A 19,695-nucleotide genomic window follows, 5' to 3' on the forward strand; every position below is an offset into this window, starting at 1 on the left:
CGCCCCCACCAACCGGCAACCATGCAGGCCCTGACCAAGCACGGCCCGCGCGTTGCCGTCACCCTGCTGCCGCTCATTTTTGCGATTTTGCACGCGGTGGGCATGGTGCCCATGGGCTTGCTGCAGCGCCTGGACGACATCATTTACGACACCCGGCTGCGCGCCACCATGCCCGCCACGCTGGACGACCGGGTGGTGATCGTCGACATTGACGAAAAGAGCCTGGCCGAGGTGGGCCGCTGGCCCTGGTCGCGCCACCACATGGCCCGCCTGGTGGACACCTTGTTTGAAGACCAGCGCATAGCCTTGCTCGGCTTCGACACCGTGTTTGCCGAGCCCGACGACAGCTCAGGCTTGCGCCAACTGCAGCAGCTCGCCAGCGGCGCCCTGGCCAACCAGCCCGGCTTTGCCGAACGCGTGCAAAGCCTGCAGCCCGAACTGGACTACGACGCCCAGTTTGCCCGTGCCCTGCAGGGCCGCCCCGTGGTGCTGGGCTACTACTTCACCAGCGACCGCGACGGCCGCACCAGCGGCGTGCTGCCCGCCCCCGTGATGCAGCCCGAGGCCCTGGGTGGCCGCACCGTGCTGGCCACCCGCTGGGACGGATTTGGCGCCAACATCGCCCCGCTGGCCCAAGCCGCGCCCCGGGCCGGGTTTTTCAACGCCATCACCGCCCGTGACGGCGTGGTGCGCTCGCTGCCGCTGCTGGCCGAGCACCAGGGCCGCTATTACGAGTCGCTGTCGCTTGCCATGTTTCGCCTGCTCCTGGGCTCGCCGCAGGTGGAGCCCGGGTTTCCGGTCGAGCGCTTTTTGACGCACGACTACCAGGCGCTGGAAAGCGTGCGGCTCACGCAAGGCACGCCGTCGGTTGCCACGTCGCTCGCCATTCCGGTGGACGACCGGGTGGCCACGCTGGTGCCGTTTCGCGGCCCCGGCGGGCCGCAGGGTGGCTCATTCACCTACGTGTCGGCGGTCGACCTTCTGGCTGGTCGCGTGCCCGCCGGCCAGTTGCACAACAAAATCGTGCTGGTGGGTACCTCCGCGCCCGGCCTGCTTGACCTGCGCGTGACCCCCGTGGGCGCAACCTACCCCGGCGTGGAAACCCATGCCAACCTCATTGCCGGCCTGCTGGACGGCCAAATCATTACCCAACCCGACTACGCCCTGGGCTACGAACTCGTGGTGCTGGTCGCCTCGGGCCTGGTGCTGGCCCTGGTCTTGCCACTGCTCAGCGCCGCTCGCGCGGTCGCGCTCAGCCTGGGCGTGGTGACGGTGGTGGTGGGCCTTAACTTCTGGCTCTACCTGGGCCACGGCCTGGTGCTCCCGCTGGCCTGCACCCTCGTCATGGCCGCGCTCGCCTTCGCGCTCAACATGAGCTACGGCTACCTGGTGGAAAGCCGCGCCAAACGCGAGCTGGCCCAGCTGTTTGGCACCTACGTACCGCCCGAGCTGGTGGACGAAATGGTCAAAGACCCCGACAGCTACACCATGACCGCCGCCACCCGCGAGCTCACGGTCATGTTTTGCGACATGCGCGGCTTCACCCAGTTGTCTGAAACCATGGAGCCGACCCAGCTCCAGGCCCTGCTCAACACCGTTTTCAGCCGCCTCACCGTCGTCATACGCAGCCACCGCGGCACCATCGACAAATACATGGGCGACTGCATCATGGCCTTCTGGGGTGCCCCGGTCGACACGCACAACCACGCCAGCCTGGCCGTGCAGACCGCACTGGAAATGGCCGAAACCGTGCAGCAGATCAACCGCGAACACGCCGCCCAGGGCCTGCCCGCCATTGGCGTGGGCATGGGCATCAACACCGGCGCCATGTGCGTGGGCGACATGGGCTCTGACATGCGCCGCAGCTACACCGTCGTGGGCGACGCCGTCAACCTTGGCGCCCGTCTTGAAGGCCTCTCGCGCGTGTATGGCGTGGACGTGGTCGTGAGCGAAACCACCCAGGCCCAGGCGCGCCAGTTTGTCTGGCAAGAGCTCGACCGCGTGCGCGTCAAAGGCAAGGCCACCGCAGTCACCATCTACACCCCAGTGGGTACCCTCGCCACGCTCAGCCCCGCTCAAACCGAAGAGCTGCGCGGGTGGAGCCCGGCACTCAAAGCCTGGCGCGCCCAAGACTGGGACGCTTGCGACCTACATCTGCTCAGCCTGCAGCGCCAAAACGCGGAAAAAGTCCTTTACCGCCTCTATGCCGAGCGGGTAGCCTCTGGCAGGTTGACGCCATCCCCTGCCGGGTGGGACGGCGCCACCACTTTTGACACCAAATGAGCCGGTCTCCGCGGCACATCGCCACACAAAGCTGCATATGAGGGTACGGGTACTGGGCTGTTCAGGCGCCATCGCGCACGGTTGCCGCACCACGTCTTTTTTGCTCGACGACGATGTGCTCATCGACGCCGGCACCGGCGTGGGCGACCTCACCCTGGACGAAATGGCGCGCATCCACCACGTGCTGCTCACCCATTCCCACCTGGACCACGTAGCCAGCCTGCCCCTCATGCTCGACGCCGTGGCCGCCCTGCGCCTGGCCGCAGGCGCGCCGCCGCTGCAGGTGCACGCTCTGCCCGGCACCATCAGCGCGCTGCAGGCCCACATCTTTAACAACCTTATCTGGCCCGACTTCTCCCGCATCCCCAGCGCCGCCACACCGCTCATGCGCTTCGTGCCCATCGCCGTGGGCGACGTGCTACACGTAGGCGGAAAAGCCATTGAAGTGCTGCCCGCCGTGCACACCGTGCCCGCCGTGGGCTACGCCGCAGCGGCGGCTACAGGTTACTGGGTGTTCAGCGGCGACACAGAACGCAACCCCGCCTTCTGGCAGCGCATCAACCAGCTGCCCGTGGCCATGCTCGTTATCGAAACTGCCTTCAGCGACCGCGAAAAAGACCTGGCCCACCGCAGCCTGCACCTGTCGCCTGCCACCTTGGCCGACGAACTCGACCAGATCAACCCCGCGCGCCCCCACCCGCGCTACCCCATCTACATCACCCACACCAAGCCCGCCGAAACCGGCTTGATCATGGAAGAAATCCAGCGCTTCGGCGCCACCCCCAGCCACGCCCAAGACCTGCGCCATGACATCCGCTGGCTCAGCGCCGGCATGGCGTTTGAGTTGTGATTCGATTGTGGCCCGTGGGCTTTGCATTGGGCGAAACACATGCCAACCAATCAGGGTGGCCAGTAAAACGTAACGTCGTTTTAACGACGATGTCCCCAACCGTGAAAACGCCCAGCTTGCAAGCCAAAGCAGCCTACTGTGCCCAATCCCGTCAAGCCGTGTTGAAGACCTATCAAAAAGCACGGACTTGACCGCTGACAAGTACGGCACAGGCCAGTACCCCTATTGGTCCTGGGTACACGACCCTCGCCCCTGAAGAATCGCGTCAGTCTTCTCCACGGTGCATTGTTGAGTGAGGCCGAACGACAGATCTCGTGCGTCGCGGCCAAAGAAATCGACTTCTCACCTCATCCTTACGACCTTGGCTCTCTAAAACGCAGCCATCAGCGGTTGTTGGCCGATCGCTATGGCTGGCAGGTGAACTGCGTGGCATCGACATCGCCAAGGGCGGAACGCGCTTTTGCAACATCCTTCGCATGGAGCCTGAAACCGGGAAGCTCTTCGAGCGCCTGCGAAAGGCGCAGGGGTACGAGGGGTTTGAGCGAGTGGGGCGGGTCGGGCTTGTGGCGCAATTGTTCGTTGATCTCAACGTGATTCACCCGTTCCACGAAGGCAATGGCCGCGCCCAGCGCGTCCTCTTCGAGCACATCATCATCAACGCAAGCCACCTGATCAGCTGGTGGGCGGCAGAGCCCGGTGAATGGGTTCAAGCCAACATGGACCCTGTGCTTTGTGACGACCTCGCACTGGAATCAAGTTTTGAGCGATGCATCGGTAAAGGCATTGAAGCGTGATTGACCCAAGCCCGGGCTGCGGCGAACCAGGGTCAACAGGGTTCATCCTATTGCTCCGGCCCAATGAAGTAGCAACCGTTCGGGTTGAGCCTGTCGAAGGGTTTCGACAGGCTCAGCCCGAACGGAATTCAAGACTTCACCGGGCCGGATCTGTAGAAGAAGTTCCCTGCTTCGACACCACACCCGATACATGCACCACCTTATCCGCTGGCTCAACGCCGGCATCGCGGTTGAGTTGTGACAAAACTTGTCTATTCGGCATCCAATGACAATTTTTGTCACCTCTAAGAGGTATCATCGAACACAAAATGTCACACTTAGGTTTTAAATAAAGAAAAGAAGGCGAAAAATAGGGTACTTCAGGCTGGCACGGTACCTGCTGAGTAGTACCTGTAGCCGACCCAGCCCTGTTTTCCCCTTCCAAGGAGTTTTCTCATGAAGCGTTCCATGCAAAAAGGTTTCACCCTGATCGAACTGATGATCGTGGTGGCCATCATCGGTATTTTGGCTGCTGTGGCTCTGCCTGCTTATCAAGACTACAGCATCCGTGCCAAGGTCAGTGAAGGCGTCATTGCGGCGGCTTCTGTCAAAGGCGTGTTGTCGGAAGCCTTCCAAACCGGTGGCGTTAGCGCCATGTCTGCTTCTGCCACTGCCCTGAACGCGACGCCTGTCGCAGAAAAGGCTTCTAAATACGTGACCAACTATTGTGTGGGCAACGGCGCGCTGGCCGTGACCAATGCCTTGTGTGCGGCAACCGACCAAACTCTGGCCAACTGGAACATCACTGTGGCTATTGCGGCAACGGCTGCCAACGGTATCCCGACAGGCATCAACAACCAGACGCTGGTGTTCTCGCCCAACGTGCAAGGAGTTGTCCCGACTGCCACCTCCACCGGTGCGATCGACTGGGCTTGTGCTTCGGTGACGAACCAGACTGCAACGGCACGCAGCCTGGCCAACCGCACTGTGGGCACACTGCTGGCCAAGTACGCTCCTGCGGAATGCCGCTGAGCCGCACGGGGTCATGTACGGTGCGTTGCCCCAAGTAACCCTGAAAGTTAAAAGTCGCCCTTGGGCGTAATGCCAGTCGGTCAAACCCTGACTGGCATTTTAATTGGAAACTTGTGCGCGGGGTTCTTGACGACTCGTGGGAGGCTGCATCCGGCGGTGGAACGAAGTGTCAGGACTGCGCTAGCAATACCGCCAACTGCTTGGGCAGGCTTCAACGCCCCGCGCCCGAAAGGGTTACCGCTTCTTGGTGCTTGGTTTGCTGTGGCTGCAGGCTGCTGAAATACTTCCGAGCAGCCCAGGACGCAAAATTTTCGACCGCTCAAATCGAGCTACAAGAGATTTTTTCGAGACCCCAATAGTCAGGCCACCTTCTCGGCAATCGATTTTGGGAATCGAAACCAGCATTTCTGCAGCCTGCTGGGCTCTGCAAGCCAAACAGCTGGTCCAGCGGTTCTAAACCCAGGCGCTGGCGGGCCTGCACCATCACGCTGAGTGCGGCCAGCACCTGCCCAGTAGGGGCTGGTCATGAGTAGGCCCGGACCGATGATTCGCCACACCGCGTGCTCTTCAGGCAGCTTGAGTCGTAGGGTGGGGCCTTGCCGCTGGAAGCCAATAGCAGACTCATCCAGTAAAAAGGGGAATACGTTCCCCTTTGACTTCATTAGATTCCCTATGGTTTTAACGGACTGGTATTGCGTCTGCGGTAAATTTTTATATTTGTAACGACTCAACTTATGTTGAGATTGAGTCATGCCCGTTTCTGAGACAAAACATCCGTTGCCTCAGCGCAGGGGTGTGACGTTTGACTTGTGACAAAAATTGTCTGTCCGGCATGAGGTGACAATTTTTGTCACCCTGAAACTGCACTGCATTACACAAAACGTTACCTACGGGTGCTGAATCGTGAAAAGGCCCCAACAAAATGAAGTTTGTAGGCTGGCACGGTACCTGCTGAGTAGTACCTGTAACCGACCCAGTCCTGTTTTCCCCTTCCAAGGAGTTTTCTCATGAAGCGTTCCATGCAAAAAGGTTTCACCCTGATCGAACTGATGATCGTGGTGGCCATCATCGGTATTTTGGCTGCTGTGGCTCTGCCTGCTTATCAAGACTACAGCATCCGTGCCAAGGTCAGTGAAGGCGTCATTGCGGCGGCTTCTGTCAAAGGCGTGTTGTCGGAAGCCTTCCAAACCGGTGGCGTTAGCGCCATGTCTGCTTCTGCCACTGCCCTGAACGCGACGCCTGTCGCGGAAAAGGCTTCTAAATACGTGACCAACTATTGTGTGGGCAACGGCGCGCTGGCCGTGACCAATGCCTTGTGTGCGGCAACCGACCAAACTCTGGCCAACTGGAACATCACTGTGGCTATTGCGGCAACGGCTGCCAACGGTATCCCGACAGGCATCAACAACCAGACGCTGGTGTTCTCGCCCAACGTGCAAGGAGTTGTCCCGACTGCCACCTCCACCGGTGCGATCGACTGGGCTTGTGCTTCGGTGACGAACCAGACTGCAACGGCACGCAGCCTGGCCAACCGCACTGTGGGCACACTGCTGGCCAAGTACGCTCCTGCGGAATGCCGCTGAGCCGCATGGGGTCATGCACAGTGCATTGCCCCAAGTAACCCTGAAAGTAAAAAGGCGCCCCGGGGCGCCTTTTTTATATTTGCAACGACTGAACTTGCGTTGGGAGCGAGTCATGCCTGTTATGCGCACCAGGGGCTTTACCCTGATTGAGCTGATGATCGTCGTCGCTATTATCGGCATCTTGGCGGCAGTTGCACTGCCTGCGTACCAAGATTTTGCAGTTCGAGCCAAAGTCAGTGAGGCCTTTCTTGCGTCCTCACCGGCTAAAAATTTGTTGACTGAAGGCTACACTCAAGATCGGATCACGGGACTGAACGGCGCAGCTAGCGCAATAAACTCAACGTCTGTGGCGGAGAAACAGAGCAAGTATGTGGGTAATGTGTGTGTCGGTACCGCTGCAGTGTCTGGAGCGGCCTGTGCTCCGTTTGCGCTGGACGCTCGCTGGGCGATTCATGTGACGGTTGCAGCGACGGTTGACAATGGCATTCCTACAGGCTTGCACAACCTTACGTTTACCCTGTCGCCGAATGTCAACGGTGCCGCACCGCTGGCGTCGTCCAATGAGGCCATTGACTGGGCTTGTGCAGGTGTGACCTCGCAAACAGCGATCGCTCGTGGTATGACCAATGTCGCGCTGGGCACTATGCCTGCCAAATACCTTCCTGCAGAGTGTCGTTAAGCTGATTTATGTACGTCCAATATCGTTTAAAAGCGGCCATTAAGGCCGCGTTTCTTCACTTAATAGGCTCAGTGCTGGTCGCAACGTTGGCTGCTATCCTAGTATTTGTTGTTTGGTATCCACCTCCATACGATCAGTTGTCTGGCGGCCTCAAGCTGTTTCTGGTGCTGGTGGGTGTCGACGTAGTTTGTGGACCTCTGCTGACGCTTGTTCTCTTCGATCCAAATAAGTCAAAGCGCGAATTGATTATAGACATGCTTTTGGTGATCGCAATTCAACTGACAGCGCTCGGATTAGGATTGAATACAGCTTACCAAGCGCGCCCTTTGTTCTTGGTGCATGAAGTGGACAGATTTCGCGTAATCACATCGTTGGATTACGGGGATGTGGATGTGCGCGAGGTGTTCGATTTGCTAAATCCAGAACTGAGACCCCAATGGATGAAGCGGCCCGTAACTGTAGGGATCCGCGATCCAATAACTTTAATAGAGAGGCAAGACGTGATGCTGGAGTCCGCTTTTGGGGGGCGCGACTACTCCCAGCGCCCGGAGTTTTACATCCCATACGACTTTGGTTACCGCCCTAAGGCCATGGCGCGTGCGAAGCCATTGCAAGACTTTGTAAAACAATTTCCAAGTAAATCAGGCGAGGTCATCAAACTGCTTAGCAAGCATGATGTGGCTATCAACGATGCAGTGTTTCTACCTGTTTTGCATAAACAAGAGTGGATTGCCATTCTTGACCCATCGGCAAAAATTATCGGGTTTGTCGCAGGTGACGGATTTGAAGTTCCAGAAAAATCGGCGTCGGATTTTAATTAATGGTCTAGCGAAACAAAAACAATTGGGGTCAAACTCCAGTTGATGCCTTCACCAACCTTGATCACTGGTTGTTCCGGCGTTCATGTCCATCCCGCTACAGATCGCGCTCTGGATTTCAGCGCTGGGTGTGGGTATGGATCACAGCTTTGAAGGGTGCTGCTCCCCTTCAGACGGGTTGAAAACCCTAATGCGAGGTGCGCTCTTGGTCTGAACTTCATGAGCTGGGATGCGTATGACACATTCATAGGAGCGGCTAGGATCAAATTTCGTGCAGTTCTGCATAGATTCCATGCCGCTCAAATGGCATCACACCGGGTTCAGCATGGCCCTTGCTGCAGCGGTCAGAGGGCCATAGCGTTCACGAGCAACGGTAGCGGCCGTTTCAGCACCTCAATCACCCAGGTAGTTGTGTACCAGGATATTGCGAAACCCGCTGATTTCGCGCCGCGGTACGTTGGGGTGCTTGGCATTCAGCGCGTCGGGCAGATGTTGCGTAGCTTCCGATAGTGTTTGCAAGTTGCGCAAAGCCGCGTCTAAAGTATCTGGTCTTGGCTCAGGTCACCTCTGGCCTGTATGTTGTGGATGCGATCGATGGCATCCAGAATGTGCAGGGCTTAAGGTTGCCTGCGCTGGGTCACAGCTCCACCACTTCACGCCGGACTTGCTCTCGGATGTGCCGATTCAGTTCGTGTTCAGGTACCAGCTCCACCAGGCGCTGGAGCAGCTGGGCCAGCCGATCAGTCAGCGGCATGCGTTAGGCAAACAGGTTGTAGCCGCGCGGAAAGTCCACCAGGAAGTCCACATCGCTGTCGGCACGCTCCTCGCGCCGAGCCGCCGAGCCAAACACGCGGATGCGGCGAGCACCGTACTGGCGGCTCAGTGCGTGGATGGCCTCGCGCTGCGCATGCAATTCGTCGAGCAACATGAGGGCTCTTTGCTTTGATGAGGACTGTTCATTGAGCCGCGTTGGCTGGAGATGTGGCCACAAAATGCCCGCTCTTGCCGCCCCGCTTTTCCATCAAGCGCAACCCGCTGATCGTCATACCCCTGTCTACGGCTTTGCACATGTCGTAAATGGTGAGCAGCGCGACGCTGCACGCGGTGAGGGCTTCCATTTCTACGCCGGTCTGGCCAGTGCATTCGGCGGTGGCTTTGCACAGCACGCTGTGGGCCGCTGTGTCCACTTCAAATTCCACCGCCACGCGTGTGAGCGCCAGCGGGTGGCACAAGGGGATGAGGTCGCTGGTTTTTTTGGCGCCTTGTATGCCGGCAATGCGGGCAATGCCCAGCACGTCGCCCTTTTTGGCGTTGCCGCTCTGAATGAGTGCGAGCGTGGCGGGCTCCATGCTGATGTGGCCTTGGGCCACCGCCACGCGGTGGGTGCTGGCTTTGGCGGCCACGTCCACCATGTGGGCTTGTCCCTGGGCGTCGAAGTGGGTGAGCGGGCTGGTGGGTTGGGCGGTGGGGGCGGTTGTTTCGTTCATGGCGGTGGCTTTGCGCGTGCTTTACAGAAACCTTGTGGGGTTGGCGGCATCATACGGGGATGCGTTTTTCCCTGACCGACTGGCTCCTTTCGGCCCGCGCCCCGCGGCGGGCGGCTTCGTGGCTGGGCGTGGCCCTGCTGGCTGCGTTGGGTGTGGCGCCTTTGTCTTTGAGCGTGGCCCAAAACCTGCCGCCTGCGGCCGAAGGGGGCGGGCTGGTTTCGGGCGGTTTGCCGGGCCTGGGCGACGTGCAAGGTATGTCGATTGCGGCCGAGCGCCGCCTGGGCGACCGCATTGCCCGCGACATTTACCGCGACCCGGACTACCTGGACGACCCGGTGCTGGGCGATTATTTGCAGGCTATCTGGCAGCCGCTGCTGGCAGCCGCGCGGGCGCGGGGCGATGTGCCGCCCGAGCTGTCAGAGCGGCTGGCCTGGGAGTTGATGATTTCGCGCGACCGGCGCGTGAACGCCTTTGCCCTGCCTGGTGGCTACCTGGGCGTGCACCTGGGGCTGATAGCCGCCACCGACAGCGCGGCCGAGCTGGGTTCGGTGATGGCGCACGAGCTGAGCCATGTGTCGCAGCGCCACATTGCGCGGCTGGTGGCGCGGCAAGACCGCATGGCACCCTGGATGATGGGCGCCATGATCTTGAGCGCGCTGGCCGCACGCGCCAACACCGAAGTGGCCAGCGCCGCCATGCTGGGCAGCCAGGCCGTGGCGGCCCAAACGCAACTGAATTTTTCGCGCGACATGGAGCGCGAGGCCGACCGGGTGGGTTTTGGCGTGCTCACCGGAGCGGGTTTTGACGGCCAGGGTTTTGTGGACATGTTTGACAAGCTGCAACAAGCCTCCCGGCTGAGCGACGACGGCTCGTTTCCCTACCTGCGCAGCCACCCGCTGAGCAGCGAGCGCATGGCCGACATGCGCGCGCGTCTGCCGCTGGAGACCACACGGGCGGCGGTGGGGCCGCTGCGCGATACGCCGGCACCGGCTGGCCCGGGGCTCACACTCAGCCTGCCCGCGGGCAGCGGCGCAGCTCTAAACGGCGCGTCGGTGCTGCGGGGCACGGCCCCGGTGGCGCCCGAGCTGCATGCGCTCATGGCGGCGCGGGCGCGTGTGCTGGCCGAAAACGGGCCCGACCGCCTGCGTGCCTGGCTGCAAAGCGGCCAAGGGCCGCAAGCCGGGCCGGGCGAGCTGTATGCCGCCGCCTGGGCGGCCCTGCGGCTGGGGCAGCCTGAGCGTGCGCTGGAACTGGCGCAGCGCTTGCGCCTGCAGGCGGTGCCGGCGGCGCACTGGGTGGTGGACGCGCTGCTGCTGGAGGTGCTGTTGACCGCACCGCCCGCCACCGGCCCCGCTGCAGCCGCACGGGCCGAGCGACTGGTTGCCCTGCGCGATGCCGCGCTGGCCGGCAGTGGGCGCACGCTGACGTTGCTGGGCGCCCAGGCGGCCCTGGCCACCGGTGAGCCGCAGCGCGCAGCCACGCACCTGCAGACCTGGGTGGTGCAGCACCCGCGGGACGCGCTGGCCTGGCAAACGCTGGCCCGGGCCTACCAGGCGCAGGGCCAGACGCTGCGCGCCATACGGGCCGAAGCCGAGTCGCGCGTGGCGCACCTGGACTATGCGGGTGCGGTGGAGCGGTTCAAGGCTGCACAAGCTTTGCCCGCTGCGCAGCGGGTCGCCGACCCGATGGAACTGGCGATTGTGGACAGCCGCTTGCGCCAGGCCGAGGCACTGCTGCGCGAGTCGGTGCTGGACGAGTAGCCTGCGCAGCCTGGCTTTAAGAGCGGGGAAACAGCGACTTCAACGCCGCGTCCACCACCAGCATCAGCACCGCATAAATCAGCGAGCCCCGCAGCGCGACCCACAAGCCGTTGGCGTGAAAACCATCGAGCAAACTGGCCGCCGCCCAGCCCATCTGGGCGTTGATGACGCACAGAAACAGGCCCAGCGTGATCACCGTGACCACCGTGACCGGGAGCGCCAGCACCACCATGACGGGCCGCAGCGATGCGCGCCGAGCCGAAGCGTTGCATCTGAACCCCGGGGTGGGTGTAAGCCACCAGCCGCAAGGCGCAAGCCGCAAACAGCCATTTGAAGATGAGTTTGGAGGGTAGCGGCGGATACCCTCAGAGTTCGTCCAGGTTGACCTCGACCGCGCGCGATCGGTCAGCCAGGCGGGCCGAGGCTTTGCGGTGGCGATCGTCGTTGGCCGGTTCTTTCATCATGGCTTCGAACACCTGCGGTTCGATCCTGTCAGTGGCGAGGCGGTTGTGGTTGAGCACGGCCACAGGCCGGTTGCGCGACCCGCGCAGCACGGCGGCTGGGTTCTTTTTGAACCCGAACATGCCAGGCTGGAGCGAACCCCGTTCAGCCCCCGCGCGCGCATCCAGCTGCAGCGCTACCGCCCCAAGGTGGGCGAGGCCCATTGTTTTTGTTGGCGCTCGTCGCTGGCGGCTTCGGCTTCGATGCTGTCCTGGGGCAGCTGCTTGAGACACTCGGCATAGGCGGCGGGGTCGAGCGCTTCGGTTTCAGGTTGGGCGGCGGCCACCTGGGGCGAGCGGCCGTCCCACACGAAGCGGTTGCCGTGCTGGGGCGGGTCGGGCTCACAGTCGTATTTGTAGAGCGGCGGGGTTTCGGCCGTGTAGGCGTTGAAGACGATGGTTTTCTCAAACACCAGGGGCTTGCCGTTGGGCGTGGGCGGCAGCGGTGGCATGGCCTGCACGGCTTGGCGGGCGCGTTGTTCCACGCTGGGCGAGGTAGTCCACAAGGTGTCGAGCTGGGCAAGGTGGCCGCTGGGCGCGATTTCAATGCGAAAGCGCACCGCGCCTTGCTCGGGTCCCTCCAAGGCGGTGCCCATCAGGCTGCGCACTTGCTGGCCCCAGTTGTAGCGGTAGCGCTTGGCGTTTTTGAGGGTGTAGGTGGCGGCCATCGCCCACTCTTGCGCGGTGGGCGCGGGCGGTGCGTCCATGAATACGCCAGCAGGCCGTGGGGTGGGCTGCGCCACCGCCGGCTTTCTGGTGGTCGGCTTGGGTCGGGCGGAATGGGGACTGAAAACCGGGGGTGGCTCAGGTGGGGGCTCAGCCTGAAGCACCGCCACCAGGGTGATGGTGGTGTGTTGGGGAGGCTGCGCGCGCTCTCGCAAGGCCTGGCTGGAGGCAGAAAGAATCAGGCCCGCCGCGACAAGGTGCAACGCAATGACAACCACAATGACCCAGAGCTGCTGACGATCAAACATGCCCTCCAGTGTGCCTGCGCGCGCAGATGCGGTTCATCAGCAAGAAGTGGTGGATTGCTTGAATATAAGTAATTACTGAATTACATTACCTCATGTCCACCAAACAACCCACCCACACCCGCCAGGCCGAGCTGGTGGCGGCGGCGCTGGCGCTGGCCGGCGAGCGCAGCCCGGCCACCGTGACCACGGCCGAGCTGGCGCAGGCGGTGGGCATCACGCAGGGCGCGGTGTTTCGCCACTTCGAGAGCAAAGAGGCGGTCTGGCTGGCGGTGATGGACCACGTCAGCGAGACGCTGCTGACGCGCCTGCGCGACGCCGGCGCAGCGCACGCCCAGCCGTTGCAGGCGCTGCGCGCGGTGTTCATGGCGCATGTGGACTTTGTGGTGGAACACCCTGGCGTGCCGCGCCTGATTTTTCAAGAGCTGCAGCAGCCGCAAGACACCCCGCTGAAGGCACGCGTGCGCCGGCTGATGCACGAATACCGCTTGCTGCTGACGCACTGGCTGCAGCAGGCGCAAGACCAGCAAGCGCTGCAACCCGGCACCGACCTGCAAGCCGCAGCGGTGTTGTTTATTGGCTCGGTGCAGGGGCTGGTGATGCAGTCGCTGCTGAGCGGCCAGGTGGGCGCCATGCGGGCGCAGGCGCCCGCCGTGTTTGAACTTTTGCAACAGGCCGTGGCTGTAGCGTGCCAACCCAAGATGTGCCAGGAGACCCCATGAAGATGAAACCCCAAAACACCCGCCGCCTGCTGCTGGGCGGCTTGGCGCTGGCGCTGGTGGCCGCGCTGGCTTATGTGGCGCTGCGCACCGGGCCGCTGGCACCCATCAAGGTGCAGGTGACCACGGTGAAAAAAGGCAGCGTGGCGCCCGAGATTTTTGGCATTGGCCAGGTGGAAGCCCAGCGCAGCTGGATGGTGGGACCGACGGTGGCCGGGCGGGTGCGCGCGGTGCAGGTGGACGTGGGCGACACGGTGCAACCCGGCCAGCCGCTGGCCGAAATGGACCCGGTGGACCTGGACCAACGGCTGGCCGCGCTGGACGCTGCAACGGCGCGGGCGCAGAGCGCGCGGCAAGCCGCCGCAGCGCAGCTGGCCGACGCGCGGGCCCGGCGCGCCCTGGCCGCCAACAACCTGCAGCGCAACCAGGACCTGGCACGGCAAGCTTTCATCAGCGCGGGTGCGCTGGAGGCACGGGTGCAAGAGGTGGCTTCGGCCGACGCAGGTGTGCAAGCGGCAGAGGCCAACCTGAACGGCAGCGCGCAAGATGCGGCGCGGCTGCAGGCCGAGCGCGCCGCCCTGGTGCAGCAGCGTGGCAACCTGAAGCTGGTGGCCCCGGCCCTGGCGGTGGTGGCCACGCGCGAGGCCGAAGCGGGCAGCACGGTGGTGGCGGGCCAGGCGGTGCTGCGCCTGGTGGACCCGGCCAGCCTGTGGGTGAAACTGCGGGTGGACCAGGGCCGAAGCGCCGGGCTGGCGCCGGGGCTGGTGGCGCGTATCGCGCTGCGCTCGCGCCCGGGTGCCGTGGTGGCGGGCCGGGTGGCGCGGGTGGAGCTGCTGGCCGACAGCGTGACCGAAGAGCGGCTGGCCATGGTGGCGTTTGACGCGCTGCCAGCGGGTGTTTCTGTGGGTGAAATGGCCGAGGTGACGCTGGCCCTGCCGGCCACCGCCGAGAGCCTGCTGCTGCCCAACGCGGCGGTGGTGCAACACGAAGGGAAAACCGGCGTGTGGCAGCGGGCCAATGGCGGGCTGAACTTTGTGCCGGTGACGCTGGGCGCGCAGGGGCTGGACGGCTCGGTGCAGGTGCTGAGTGGCCTGGCCGAGGGCGACACGGTGGTGCTGTACAGCCAGAGCGCCTTGAAGCCGGATGCGCGCATTGCGGTGGTGGAACAACTGGTGCCCACGGGAGGCGCCAAGTGATCAGCCTGGCGGGCCGCGACATCCTGCACGGCTGGAGCAAGTACGTGCTGACCGGGCTGGGCCTGGGGCTGCTGATTGGCGTGACGCTGACCATGGCGGGCGTGTACCGCGGCATGGTGGACGACGCGCACGCGCTGCTGAGCAACAGCCGCGCCGACCTGTGGGTGGTGCAAAAAGACACGCAGGGGCCTTATGCCGAGTCGTCGAGCATCAAGGACGACGTGGTGCGCAGCGTGCGCGGCATGCCGGGCGTGGCCGCCGCAGCCAACGTGACCTACCTCACCATGCAGGTGCAGCGCGAAGGCAAAGACATGCGGGTGATGGTGGTGGGCATGGAGCCGGGCATGCCCGGTGCGCCTGGGTACCTGGTGGCGGGCCGGCACATCACACGCAGCCACTACGAGGCGGTGGCCGACGTAAAAACCGGCTTTGCACTGGGCGACAAAGTGCGCATCCGCCGGCACGATTACACGGTGGTGGGGCTGACGCGGCGCATGGTGTCTTCCGGCGGCGACCCGATGCTGTTTGTGCCGCTGAAGGACGCGCAGGAAACGCAGTTTTTGAAAGACAACGAAGCCATCTTGAACGACCGCGCGCGCACCGCCGCCAACCCGGCTTTCAACCGCCCGGGCAGCCCCGGCCTGCTGGACGCGGTGCAGGCCCTGCAGACCAGCAGCCGCAGCGTGAACGCGGTGCTGGTACAAATGGCGCCGGGCTTCACGCCCGAGCAGGTGGCCGAGCCGATACGGCGCTGGAAGCACCTGAGCGTGTACACGCGCGACGGCATGGAAGACATCCTGGTGGTGAAGCTGATCGCCAATTCGGCCAAGCAGATCGGCATGTTTCTGGTGATCCTGGCCATCGTGAGCGCGGCCATTGTGGCCTTCATCATCTACACCATGACCATGGGCAAGCTGCGCGAGATTGCGGTCTTGAAGCTCATTGGCACGCGCGACCGCACCATCGCCGGCATGATCTTGCAGCAGGCGCTGGGCCTGGGCCTGATCGGCTTTGCGGTGGGCAAGGTGGCGGCCACGTTTTGGGCACCAGCGTTTCCGAAGTTTGTGTTGCTGCTGCCGGGCGACGCGGTGACCGGCCTGGTGGTCACGCTGGTCATTTGCGCGCTGGCGAGCACGCTGGCGATACGGGTGGCGCTGAAGGTGGACCCTGGCGCAGCGATTGGATGAACGCGATGAACACACACACCCAAGGCGGCATCCTGATTGAAGGCCTGCGCAAGGTCTACGGCAGCGGCGACACCGCCGTGGAAGCGCTCAAACACGTCAACATGCAGGTGGCACCGGGCGAGGTGGTGGGGCTCGTGGGGCCGTCGGGCTCGGGCAAGAGCACGCTGCTGAAATGCCTGGGCGCCATCATCGAGCCCACCAGCGGCAAGATGACGCTGGGCGCCGACGTGATTTACGACAACGGCTGGAAAGTGAAAGACCTGCGCGAGCTGCGGCGCGACCGCATCGGCTTTGTGTTCCAGGCGCCCTACCTCATTCCGTTTCTGGACGTGACCGACAACGTGGCGCTGCTGCCCATGCTGGCCGGCATGCCCAACGCGAAAGCCCGCGCGCGCGCCTTGGAACTGCTGACCGCACTGGACGTGCAGCACCGCGCCAAGGCCGAGCCCTCACAGCTCTCGGGCGGCGAGCAGCAGCGCGTGTCCATCGCCCGGGCGCTGGCCAACAAGCCCCCCGTGATCTTGGCCGACGAACCCACCGCACCGCTGGACAGCGAGCGCGCGCTGGCGGTGATGCGCATCCTGAACCAGATGGCGCAGCACGCGCAAACCGCCATCATCGTGGTGACGCACGACGAAAAGATCATTCCCACCTTCAAGCGGATTTACCACATACGCGATGGGCAGACGGTAGAAGAAGCTGGCGAAGGCCGGGCGCTGGCATAGCCGCCTGTCTCCACTTGCCCCCCAGGAGCCGCCATGAGAAACCACCGATTCCTGAAACCCCTGGCCGCCGTGGCCGTGGTCTTTGGCGCCCTGACCGTGTTCAGCGGCTGGCAAGGCCTGTTCGGCAACGAAGCAACACGCACCGCACTCGGCAACACGGTGGGCTTTGTGCTGTGGTTCAACTTCGTGGCGGGTTTCGCCTACGTGGCGGCTGGGCTCGGACTGTGGAAACCGCAGCCCTGGGCGCGCCACCTGGCCACCGGCATTGCCTTGAGCACCGCGCTGGTGGCCGTGGCCTTTGCGGTGCATGTGGCCACGGGCGGCGCCTACGAGCCACGCACCGTGGGCGCGCTGGCACTGCGACTGGGCTTCTGGGTGCTGCTGGCGTGGGTGGCCCGCCGTCAAGTGGATTGACCCACTGCCTGCTGGCGCGCACCGCTGACGGGCGCACAAAGCCGCAGACGCGTCTGGCCCCGGGTGCCTGGGCAGGCTGAAAAGGCAGCCTGCGGGCGGGTTGCAAGCGCCTTGTCGCGGCAATATGGTGCGGTGCACAATGGAACTTGATTTTGTTTTCAGCAGGACCGCCCATGACACGCCCCGCCCGCCCACGCCCAACCGCCGCCAGCCGCCCGGCGGGTACCAAGCTGCAACTGGACCTGGCCTTGCAAGGTGGCGGCTCGCACGGCGCCTTTACCTGGGGCGTGCTCGACCGCCTGCTGGAAGAAGAAGGGCTGGAAATCGCGGCGGTGAGCGGCACCAGCGCGGGCGCCATGAACGCGGTGGCACTGGCGGCGGGCCTGATGGACGGCGGGCGCGAGGGCGCACGCGCCACGCTGCGCCGCTTCTGGCAGCGCGTGGCCGAGCTTTCACCGTTTCACCACATTCAAAGCAGCCCCCTGGGTGGGCTGATGGGCTCTGCCACCGCCTGGATGGCCCCTTGGGTGGAGCCCTGGCAACAGGCCGCCAGCGCGCTGGGCAGCCAGCTGTCGCCCTACCAGCTGAACCCGCTCAACCTGAACCCGCTGCGCCAGATTTTGCTGGACACGGTGGACTTTGAGCGCGTGTGCCGCTGCGACAAAACGCAGCTGTTCATTGCCGCTACGCAGGTGCGCACCGGTGCGCTGAAGGTGTTTGACCAGCACGGCCTCACGCCCGACATGGTGCTGGCCTCGGCCTGCCTGCCGCTGCTGTTTCAGGCGGTGGAAATAGACGGCGAAGCCTACTGGGACGGCGGCTACGCGGGCAACCCGTCACTCATGCCGCTCATCACGCAGAGCGATGCCGACGACCTGCTGCTGGTGCAGATCAACCCGATCGAGCGTGCCGATCTGCCCACCCGCGCCAGCGACATTCTGGATCGCATCAGCGAGGTGACGTTCAACGCCAGCCTGCTGAAAGAAATGCGCTCGATTGCGCTGCTCAAGCAACTGATTGAAGACGAAGGCCGGCCGGGACACCAGTACCGCAACCCGTTGTTTCAGCGCGTGGAGGCCTTGCGCGTGCACCTGATTGATGGCGGCGCTTCGCTGAGCAAGCTGGGCGCAGCAAGCAAGAACAACACGCAGTGGAGCTTTTTGCAGGAACTGCACGGGCTGGGCCGCGCGGCGGCCGGGCAGTGGCTGGAACAACACGGCGCCGACATGGGCCGGCGCAGCAGCTTGAATCTGGCACAGGTGCTCGCGCCATGACCAGCATCGCAGGCATTGTGTTGGCGCTGGTGCTGCTGATGGCGCTGGCCTACCGCGGCGTGAGCGTGTTGCTGCTGGCGCCACTGATGGCGCTGCTGGCCACGCTGTTCAGCCCGCAGGCCCCGCTGCTGGCCAGCTACACGCAGGTTTTCATGCCAGCGCTGGGTGGTTTTGTGATCGCGTTCTTTCCGCTGTTTCTGCTGGGCGCGGTGTTTGGCAAGCTCATGGAGGCTTCGGGCGCAGCGCGCGTCATTGCGCACGCCATCGTGGCCTGGCTCGGCGCGCAGCGCGCCATTTTGGCCATTGTGCTGGCCTGTGCGGTGCTCACCTACGGCGGGGTTTCCTTGTTCGTGGTGGCGTTTGCGGTGTACCCGATTGCGGCGGCGCTGTTTCGCCAGGCCGACCTGCCCAAGCGGCTCATTCCCGGCACGGTTGCGCTGGGCGCCTTCACCTTCACCATGACGGCGCTGCCCGGTACGCCCGCGATTCAAAACGCCATCCCCATGCCCTACTTCGGCACCACGCCGTTTGCCGCGCCCGGCCTGGGCCTGATTGGCGGGGCCGTGATGCTGGTGCTGGGCACGCTGTGGCTGGTGCGCCGCGCAGCCAACGCCAAAGCGCGCGGTGAAGGCTACGGCGAGCACGACGAACCCGCCGCCCCGCGCGACCCGGCTTTGGCCACACCACAAGCGGGATCACAAGCCACGCCCATAACCGCATCCCACCCCGACTTCAACGGCCGCGCCTTGGCGCGCGCCATCGCGCCAGTGGTGCTGGTGATTGCGCTGAACTACCTGCTGGCCACCTGGCTGCTGCCGGCGCTGGACACCGCCTACCTGGCCGAGCCGCGCTTTGGCGCCACGGCCATTGGCAACGTGCGCGGCATCTGGGCCGTGATCGCCGCGCTGGCGGCGGCCATTGTGTTGCTGGTGGTGCTGCAGCGCCCGCACCTGCCGCACCTGAGCCGCACGCTGGAGCAAGGCGCCAGCGGCTCGGTGCTGCCCTTGCTGAACACCGCTTCTCAGGTGGGTTTTGGTGCGGTCATCGCGTTGCTGACGGGTTTTGCCCTCATCCGCGACGCGGTGCTGGCCATTGCGCCAGGCAACCCGCTGGTGTCGGTGTCGATTGCGGTGAACATTCTGGCGGGCATCACCGGCTCGGCCTCGGGCGGCATGAGCATTGCCCTGCAAACCCTGGGTGAGACCTGGCTGGCCATGGGGCAGGCCGCCGGCATGGCGCCCGACCTGCTGCACCGCGTGACCGCCATCGCCACCGGCGGGCTGGACGCGCTGCCGCACAACGGTGCCGTCATTACGCTGCTGGGCATTTGCGGGCTGAGCCACCGCCAAGCCTACACCGACATTTTTGTCGTGGCCGTGGCCATTCCGGTGCTGGCCCTGGTGGTCGTGGTGGTGCTGGGCAGCGCCTTCGGTTCGTTCTGAAA

The 19,695-nt window shown here is 63.8% G+C and carries 21 protein-coding genes; 15 read left to right on the top strand and 6 right to left on the bottom strand.

Annotated features, from left to right (window positions below; translation table 11 throughout):
• The first annotated feature begins 21 nt into the window (after nt 1-21).
• The 7 genes from ACTG4K_RS01795 to ACTG4K_RS01825 all read left to right on the top strand — a co-directional run bounded on the left by ACTG4K_RS01795 (nt 22) and on the right by ACTG4K_RS01825 (nt 8,021).
• A complete protein-coding gene (locus tag ACTG4K_RS01795; protein ID WP_439112480.1) occupies nt 22-2,283 on the top strand; it encodes a CHASE2 domain-containing protein in 2,262 nt (753 codons plus the stop codon).
• Between the two features lie 37 nt (nt 2,284-2,320).
• A complete protein-coding gene (locus tag ACTG4K_RS01800; protein WP_439112481.1) occupies nt 2,321-3,133 on the top strand; it encodes a 3',5'-cyclic-nucleotide phosphodiesterase in 813 nt (270 codons plus the stop codon).
• Between the two features lie 314 nt (nt 3,134-3,447).
• Entirely contained in the window at nt 3,448-3,927 is a 480-nt protein-coding gene (locus ACTG4K_RS01805) for a Fic family protein (protein ID WP_439112482.1), read from the top strand.
• Between the two features lie 435 nt (nt 3,928-4,362).
• Nucleotides 4,363-4,938 (top strand): pilin, encoded by a 576-nt coding sequence (locus ACTG4K_RS01810; RefSeq protein ID WP_439112483.1) that lies wholly within the window; start codon nt 4,363-4,365, stop codon nt 4,936-4,938.
• A 1,007-nt stretch (nt 4,939-5,945) separates the two neighbouring features.
• Complete coding sequence (locus ACTG4K_RS01815; RefSeq protein WP_439112483.1) at nt 5,946-6,521, top strand: pilin; 576 nt, start codon at nt 5,946-5,948, stop codon at nt 6,519-6,521.
• A 112-nt stretch (nt 6,522-6,633) separates the two neighbouring features.
• Complete coding sequence (locus tag ACTG4K_RS01820; RefSeq protein WP_439112484.1) at nt 6,634-7,200, top strand: pilin; 567 nt, start codon at nt 6,634-6,636, stop codon at nt 7,198-7,200.
• 8 nt (nt 7,201-7,208) lie between these two features.
• Nucleotides 7,209-8,021, top strand: a complete 813-nt coding sequence (locus ACTG4K_RS01825) for a pilus assembly protein (protein ID WP_439112485.1) — start codon at nt 7,209-7,211, stop codon at nt 8,019-8,021.
• 390 nt (nt 8,022-8,411) lie between these two features.
• On the opposite strand, the gene ACTG4K_RS01830 is transcribed toward ACTG4K_RS01825, so the two are convergent.
• The 3 genes from ACTG4K_RS01830 to moaC form a co-directional block, all read right to left on the bottom strand.
• Nucleotides 8,412-8,546, bottom strand: a complete 135-nt coding sequence (locus ACTG4K_RS01830) for a HepT-like ribonuclease domain-containing protein (RefSeq protein ID WP_439112486.1) — start codon at nt 8,544-8,546, stop codon at nt 8,412-8,414.
• 229 nt (nt 8,547-8,775) lie between these two features.
• Nucleotides 8,776-8,946, bottom strand: coding sequence for a nucleotidyltransferase family protein (locus ACTG4K_RS01835; RefSeq protein WP_439112487.1), 171 nt, complete (start codon nt 8,944-8,946; stop codon nt 8,776-8,778).
• Nucleotides 8,947-8,974: 28 nt separating this feature from the next.
• Nucleotides 8,975-9,505, bottom strand: a complete 531-nt coding sequence (gene moaC / locus ACTG4K_RS01840) for a cyclic pyranopterin monophosphate synthase MoaC (RefSeq protein WP_439112488.1) — start codon at nt 9,503-9,505, stop codon at nt 8,975-8,977.
• Between the two features lie 59 nt (nt 9,506-9,564).
• Here moaC and ACTG4K_RS01845 point away from each other — a divergent pair, with 59 nt between their 5' ends.
• Nucleotides 9,565-11,265 (top strand): M48 family metalloprotease, encoded by a 1,701-nt coding sequence (locus tag ACTG4K_RS01845; RefSeq protein WP_439112489.1) that lies wholly within the window; start codon nt 9,565-9,567, stop codon nt 11,263-11,265.
• Between the two features lie 16 nt (nt 11,266-11,281).
• On the opposite strand, the gene ACTG4K_RS01850 is transcribed toward ACTG4K_RS01845, so the two are convergent.
• The 3 genes from ACTG4K_RS01850 to ACTG4K_RS01860 all read right to left on the bottom strand — a co-directional run bounded on the left by ACTG4K_RS01850 (nt 11,282) and on the right by ACTG4K_RS01860 (nt 12,472).
• On the bottom strand, nt 11,282-11,497 hold the full coding sequence (locus ACTG4K_RS01850; RefSeq protein WP_439112490.1) for a phage holin family protein: 216 nt from the start codon (nt 11,495-11,497) through the stop codon (nt 11,282-11,284).
• A gap of 133 nt (nt 11,498-11,630) precedes the next feature.
• Nucleotides 11,631-11,849 carry an antitoxin gene (locus ACTG4K_RS01855; RefSeq protein WP_439112491.1) on the bottom strand — a complete coding sequence of 73 codons (219 nt, stop codon included), beginning with the start codon at nt 11,847-11,849 and terminating at the stop codon, nt 11,631-11,633.
• A gap of 53 nt (nt 11,850-11,902) precedes the next feature.
• Entirely contained in the window at nt 11,903-12,472 is a 570-nt protein-coding gene (locus ACTG4K_RS01860; RefSeq protein ID WP_439112492.1) for an energy transducer TonB, read from the bottom strand.
• Nucleotides 12,473-12,831: 359 nt separating this feature from the next.
• On the opposite strand from ACTG4K_RS01860, the gene ACTG4K_RS01865 reads away from it, so the two are divergent.
• The 7 genes from ACTG4K_RS01865 to ACTG4K_RS01895 all read left to right on the top strand — a co-directional run bounded on the left by ACTG4K_RS01865 (nt 12,832) and on the right by ACTG4K_RS01895 (nt 19,693).
• Complete coding sequence (locus tag ACTG4K_RS01865; RefSeq protein ID WP_439112493.1) at nt 12,832-13,458, top strand: TetR/AcrR family transcriptional regulator; 627 nt, start codon at nt 12,832-12,834, stop codon at nt 13,456-13,458.
• Nucleotides 13,455-14,651, top strand: coding sequence for an efflux RND transporter periplasmic adaptor subunit (locus tag ACTG4K_RS01870; RefSeq protein WP_439112494.1), 1,197 nt, complete (start codon nt 13,455-13,457; stop codon nt 14,649-14,651). The genes ACTG4K_RS01865 and ACTG4K_RS01870 overlap by 4 nt, the downstream gene beginning before the upstream one ends.
• Entirely contained in the window at nt 14,648-15,838 is a 1,191-nt protein-coding gene (locus ACTG4K_RS01875) for an ABC transporter permease (protein ID WP_439112495.1), read from the top strand. The genes ACTG4K_RS01870 and ACTG4K_RS01875 overlap by 4 nt, the downstream gene beginning before the upstream one ends.
• Nucleotides 15,835-16,563 (top strand): ABC transporter ATP-binding protein, encoded by a 729-nt coding sequence (locus ACTG4K_RS01880; RefSeq protein WP_439112496.1) that lies wholly within the window; start codon nt 15,835-15,837, stop codon nt 16,561-16,563. The genes ACTG4K_RS01875 and ACTG4K_RS01880 overlap by 4 nt, the downstream gene beginning before the upstream one ends.
• A 33-nt stretch (nt 16,564-16,596) precedes the next feature.
• Nucleotides 16,597-16,977: a hypothetical protein gene (locus ACTG4K_RS01885; protein WP_439112497.1), complete on the top strand. Its 381-nt coding sequence runs from the start codon at nt 16,597-16,599 to the stop codon at nt 16,975-16,977.
• Nucleotides 16,978-17,150: 173 nt separating this feature from the next.
• Complete coding sequence (locus ACTG4K_RS01890) at nt 17,151-18,251, top strand: patatin-like phospholipase family protein (protein WP_439112498.1); 1,101 nt, start codon at nt 17,151-17,153, stop codon at nt 18,249-18,251.
• Nucleotides 18,248-19,693 carry a GntP family permease gene (locus tag ACTG4K_RS01895; RefSeq protein WP_439112499.1) on the top strand — a complete coding sequence of 482 codons (1,446 nt, stop codon included), beginning with the start codon at nt 18,248-18,250 and terminating at the stop codon, nt 19,691-19,693. The genes ACTG4K_RS01890 and ACTG4K_RS01895 overlap by 4 nt, the downstream gene beginning before the upstream one ends.
• Nucleotides 19,694-19,695: the final 2 nt, after the last annotated feature.

The organism is Hydrogenophaga sp. (assembly GCF_965657535.1).
Lineage (GTDB): Bacteria > Pseudomonadota > Gammaproteobacteria > Burkholderiales > Burkholderiaceae_C > Hydrogenophaga.

Bases quoted from the DNA above. Each gene is read 5' to 3' on its own strand.
- ACTG4K_RS01795 (WP_439112480.1), top strand. From the start codon at position 22: ATGCAGGCCCTGACCAAGCACGGCCCGCGCGTTGCCGTCACCCTGCTG.
- ACTG4K_RS01800 (WP_439112481.1), top strand. From the start codon at position 2,321: ATGAGGGTACGGGTACTGGGCTGTTCAGGCGCCATCGCGCACGGTTGC.
- ACTG4K_RS01810 (WP_439112483.1), top strand. From the start codon at position 4,363: ATGAAGCGTTCCATGCAAAAAGGTTTCACCCTGATCGAACTGATGATC.
- ACTG4K_RS01815 (WP_439112483.1), top strand. From the start codon at position 5,946: ATGAAGCGTTCCATGCAAAAAGGTTTCACCCTGATCGAACTGATGATC.
- ACTG4K_RS01820 (WP_439112484.1), top strand. From the start codon at position 6,634: ATGCCTGTTATGCGCACCAGGGGCTTTACCCTGATTGAGCTGATGATC.
- ACTG4K_RS01825 (WP_439112485.1), top strand. From the start codon at position 7,209: ATGTACGTCCAATATCGTTTAAAAGCGGCCATTAAGGCCGCGTTTCTT.
- ACTG4K_RS01835 (WP_439112487.1), bottom strand. From the start codon at position 8,946: ATGTTGCTCGACGAATTGCATGCGCAGCGCGAGGCCATCCACGCACTG.
- moaC (WP_439112488.1), bottom strand. From the start codon at position 9,505: ATGAACGAAACAACCGCCCCCACCGCCCAACCCACCAGCCCGCTCACC.
- ACTG4K_RS01845 (WP_439112489.1), top strand. From the start codon at position 9,565: ATGCGTTTTTCCCTGACCGACTGGCTCCTTTCGGCCCGCGCCCCGCGG.
- ACTG4K_RS01850 (WP_439112490.1), bottom strand. From the start codon at position 11,497: ATGGTGGTGCTGGCGCTCCCGGTCACGGTGGTCACGGTGATCACGCTG.
- ACTG4K_RS01855 (WP_439112491.1), bottom strand. From the start codon at position 11,849: ATGTTCGGGTTCAAAAAGAACCCAGCCGCCGTGCTGCGCGGGTCGCGC.
- ACTG4K_RS01860 (WP_439112492.1), bottom strand. From the start codon at position 12,472: ATGGACGCACCGCCCGCGCCCACCGCGCAAGAGTGGGCGATGGCCGCC.
- ACTG4K_RS01865 (WP_439112493.1), top strand. From the start codon at position 12,832: ATGTCCACCAAACAACCCACCCACACCCGCCAGGCCGAGCTGGTGGCG.
- ACTG4K_RS01870 (WP_439112494.1), top strand. From the start codon at position 13,455: ATGAAGATGAAACCCCAAAACACCCGCCGCCTGCTGCTGGGCGGCTTG.
- ACTG4K_RS01880 (WP_439112496.1), top strand. From the start codon at position 15,835: ATGAACGCGATGAACACACACACCCAAGGCGGCATCCTGATTGAAGGC.
- ACTG4K_RS01885 (WP_439112497.1), top strand. From the start codon at position 16,597: ATGAGAAACCACCGATTCCTGAAACCCCTGGCCGCCGTGGCCGTGGTC.
- ACTG4K_RS01890 (WP_439112498.1), top strand. From the start codon at position 17,151: ATGACACGCCCCGCCCGCCCACGCCCAACCGCCGCCAGCCGCCCGGCG.
- ACTG4K_RS01895 (WP_439112499.1), top strand. From the start codon at position 18,248: ATGACCAGCATCGCAGGCATTGTGTTGGCGCTGGTGCTGCTGATGGCG.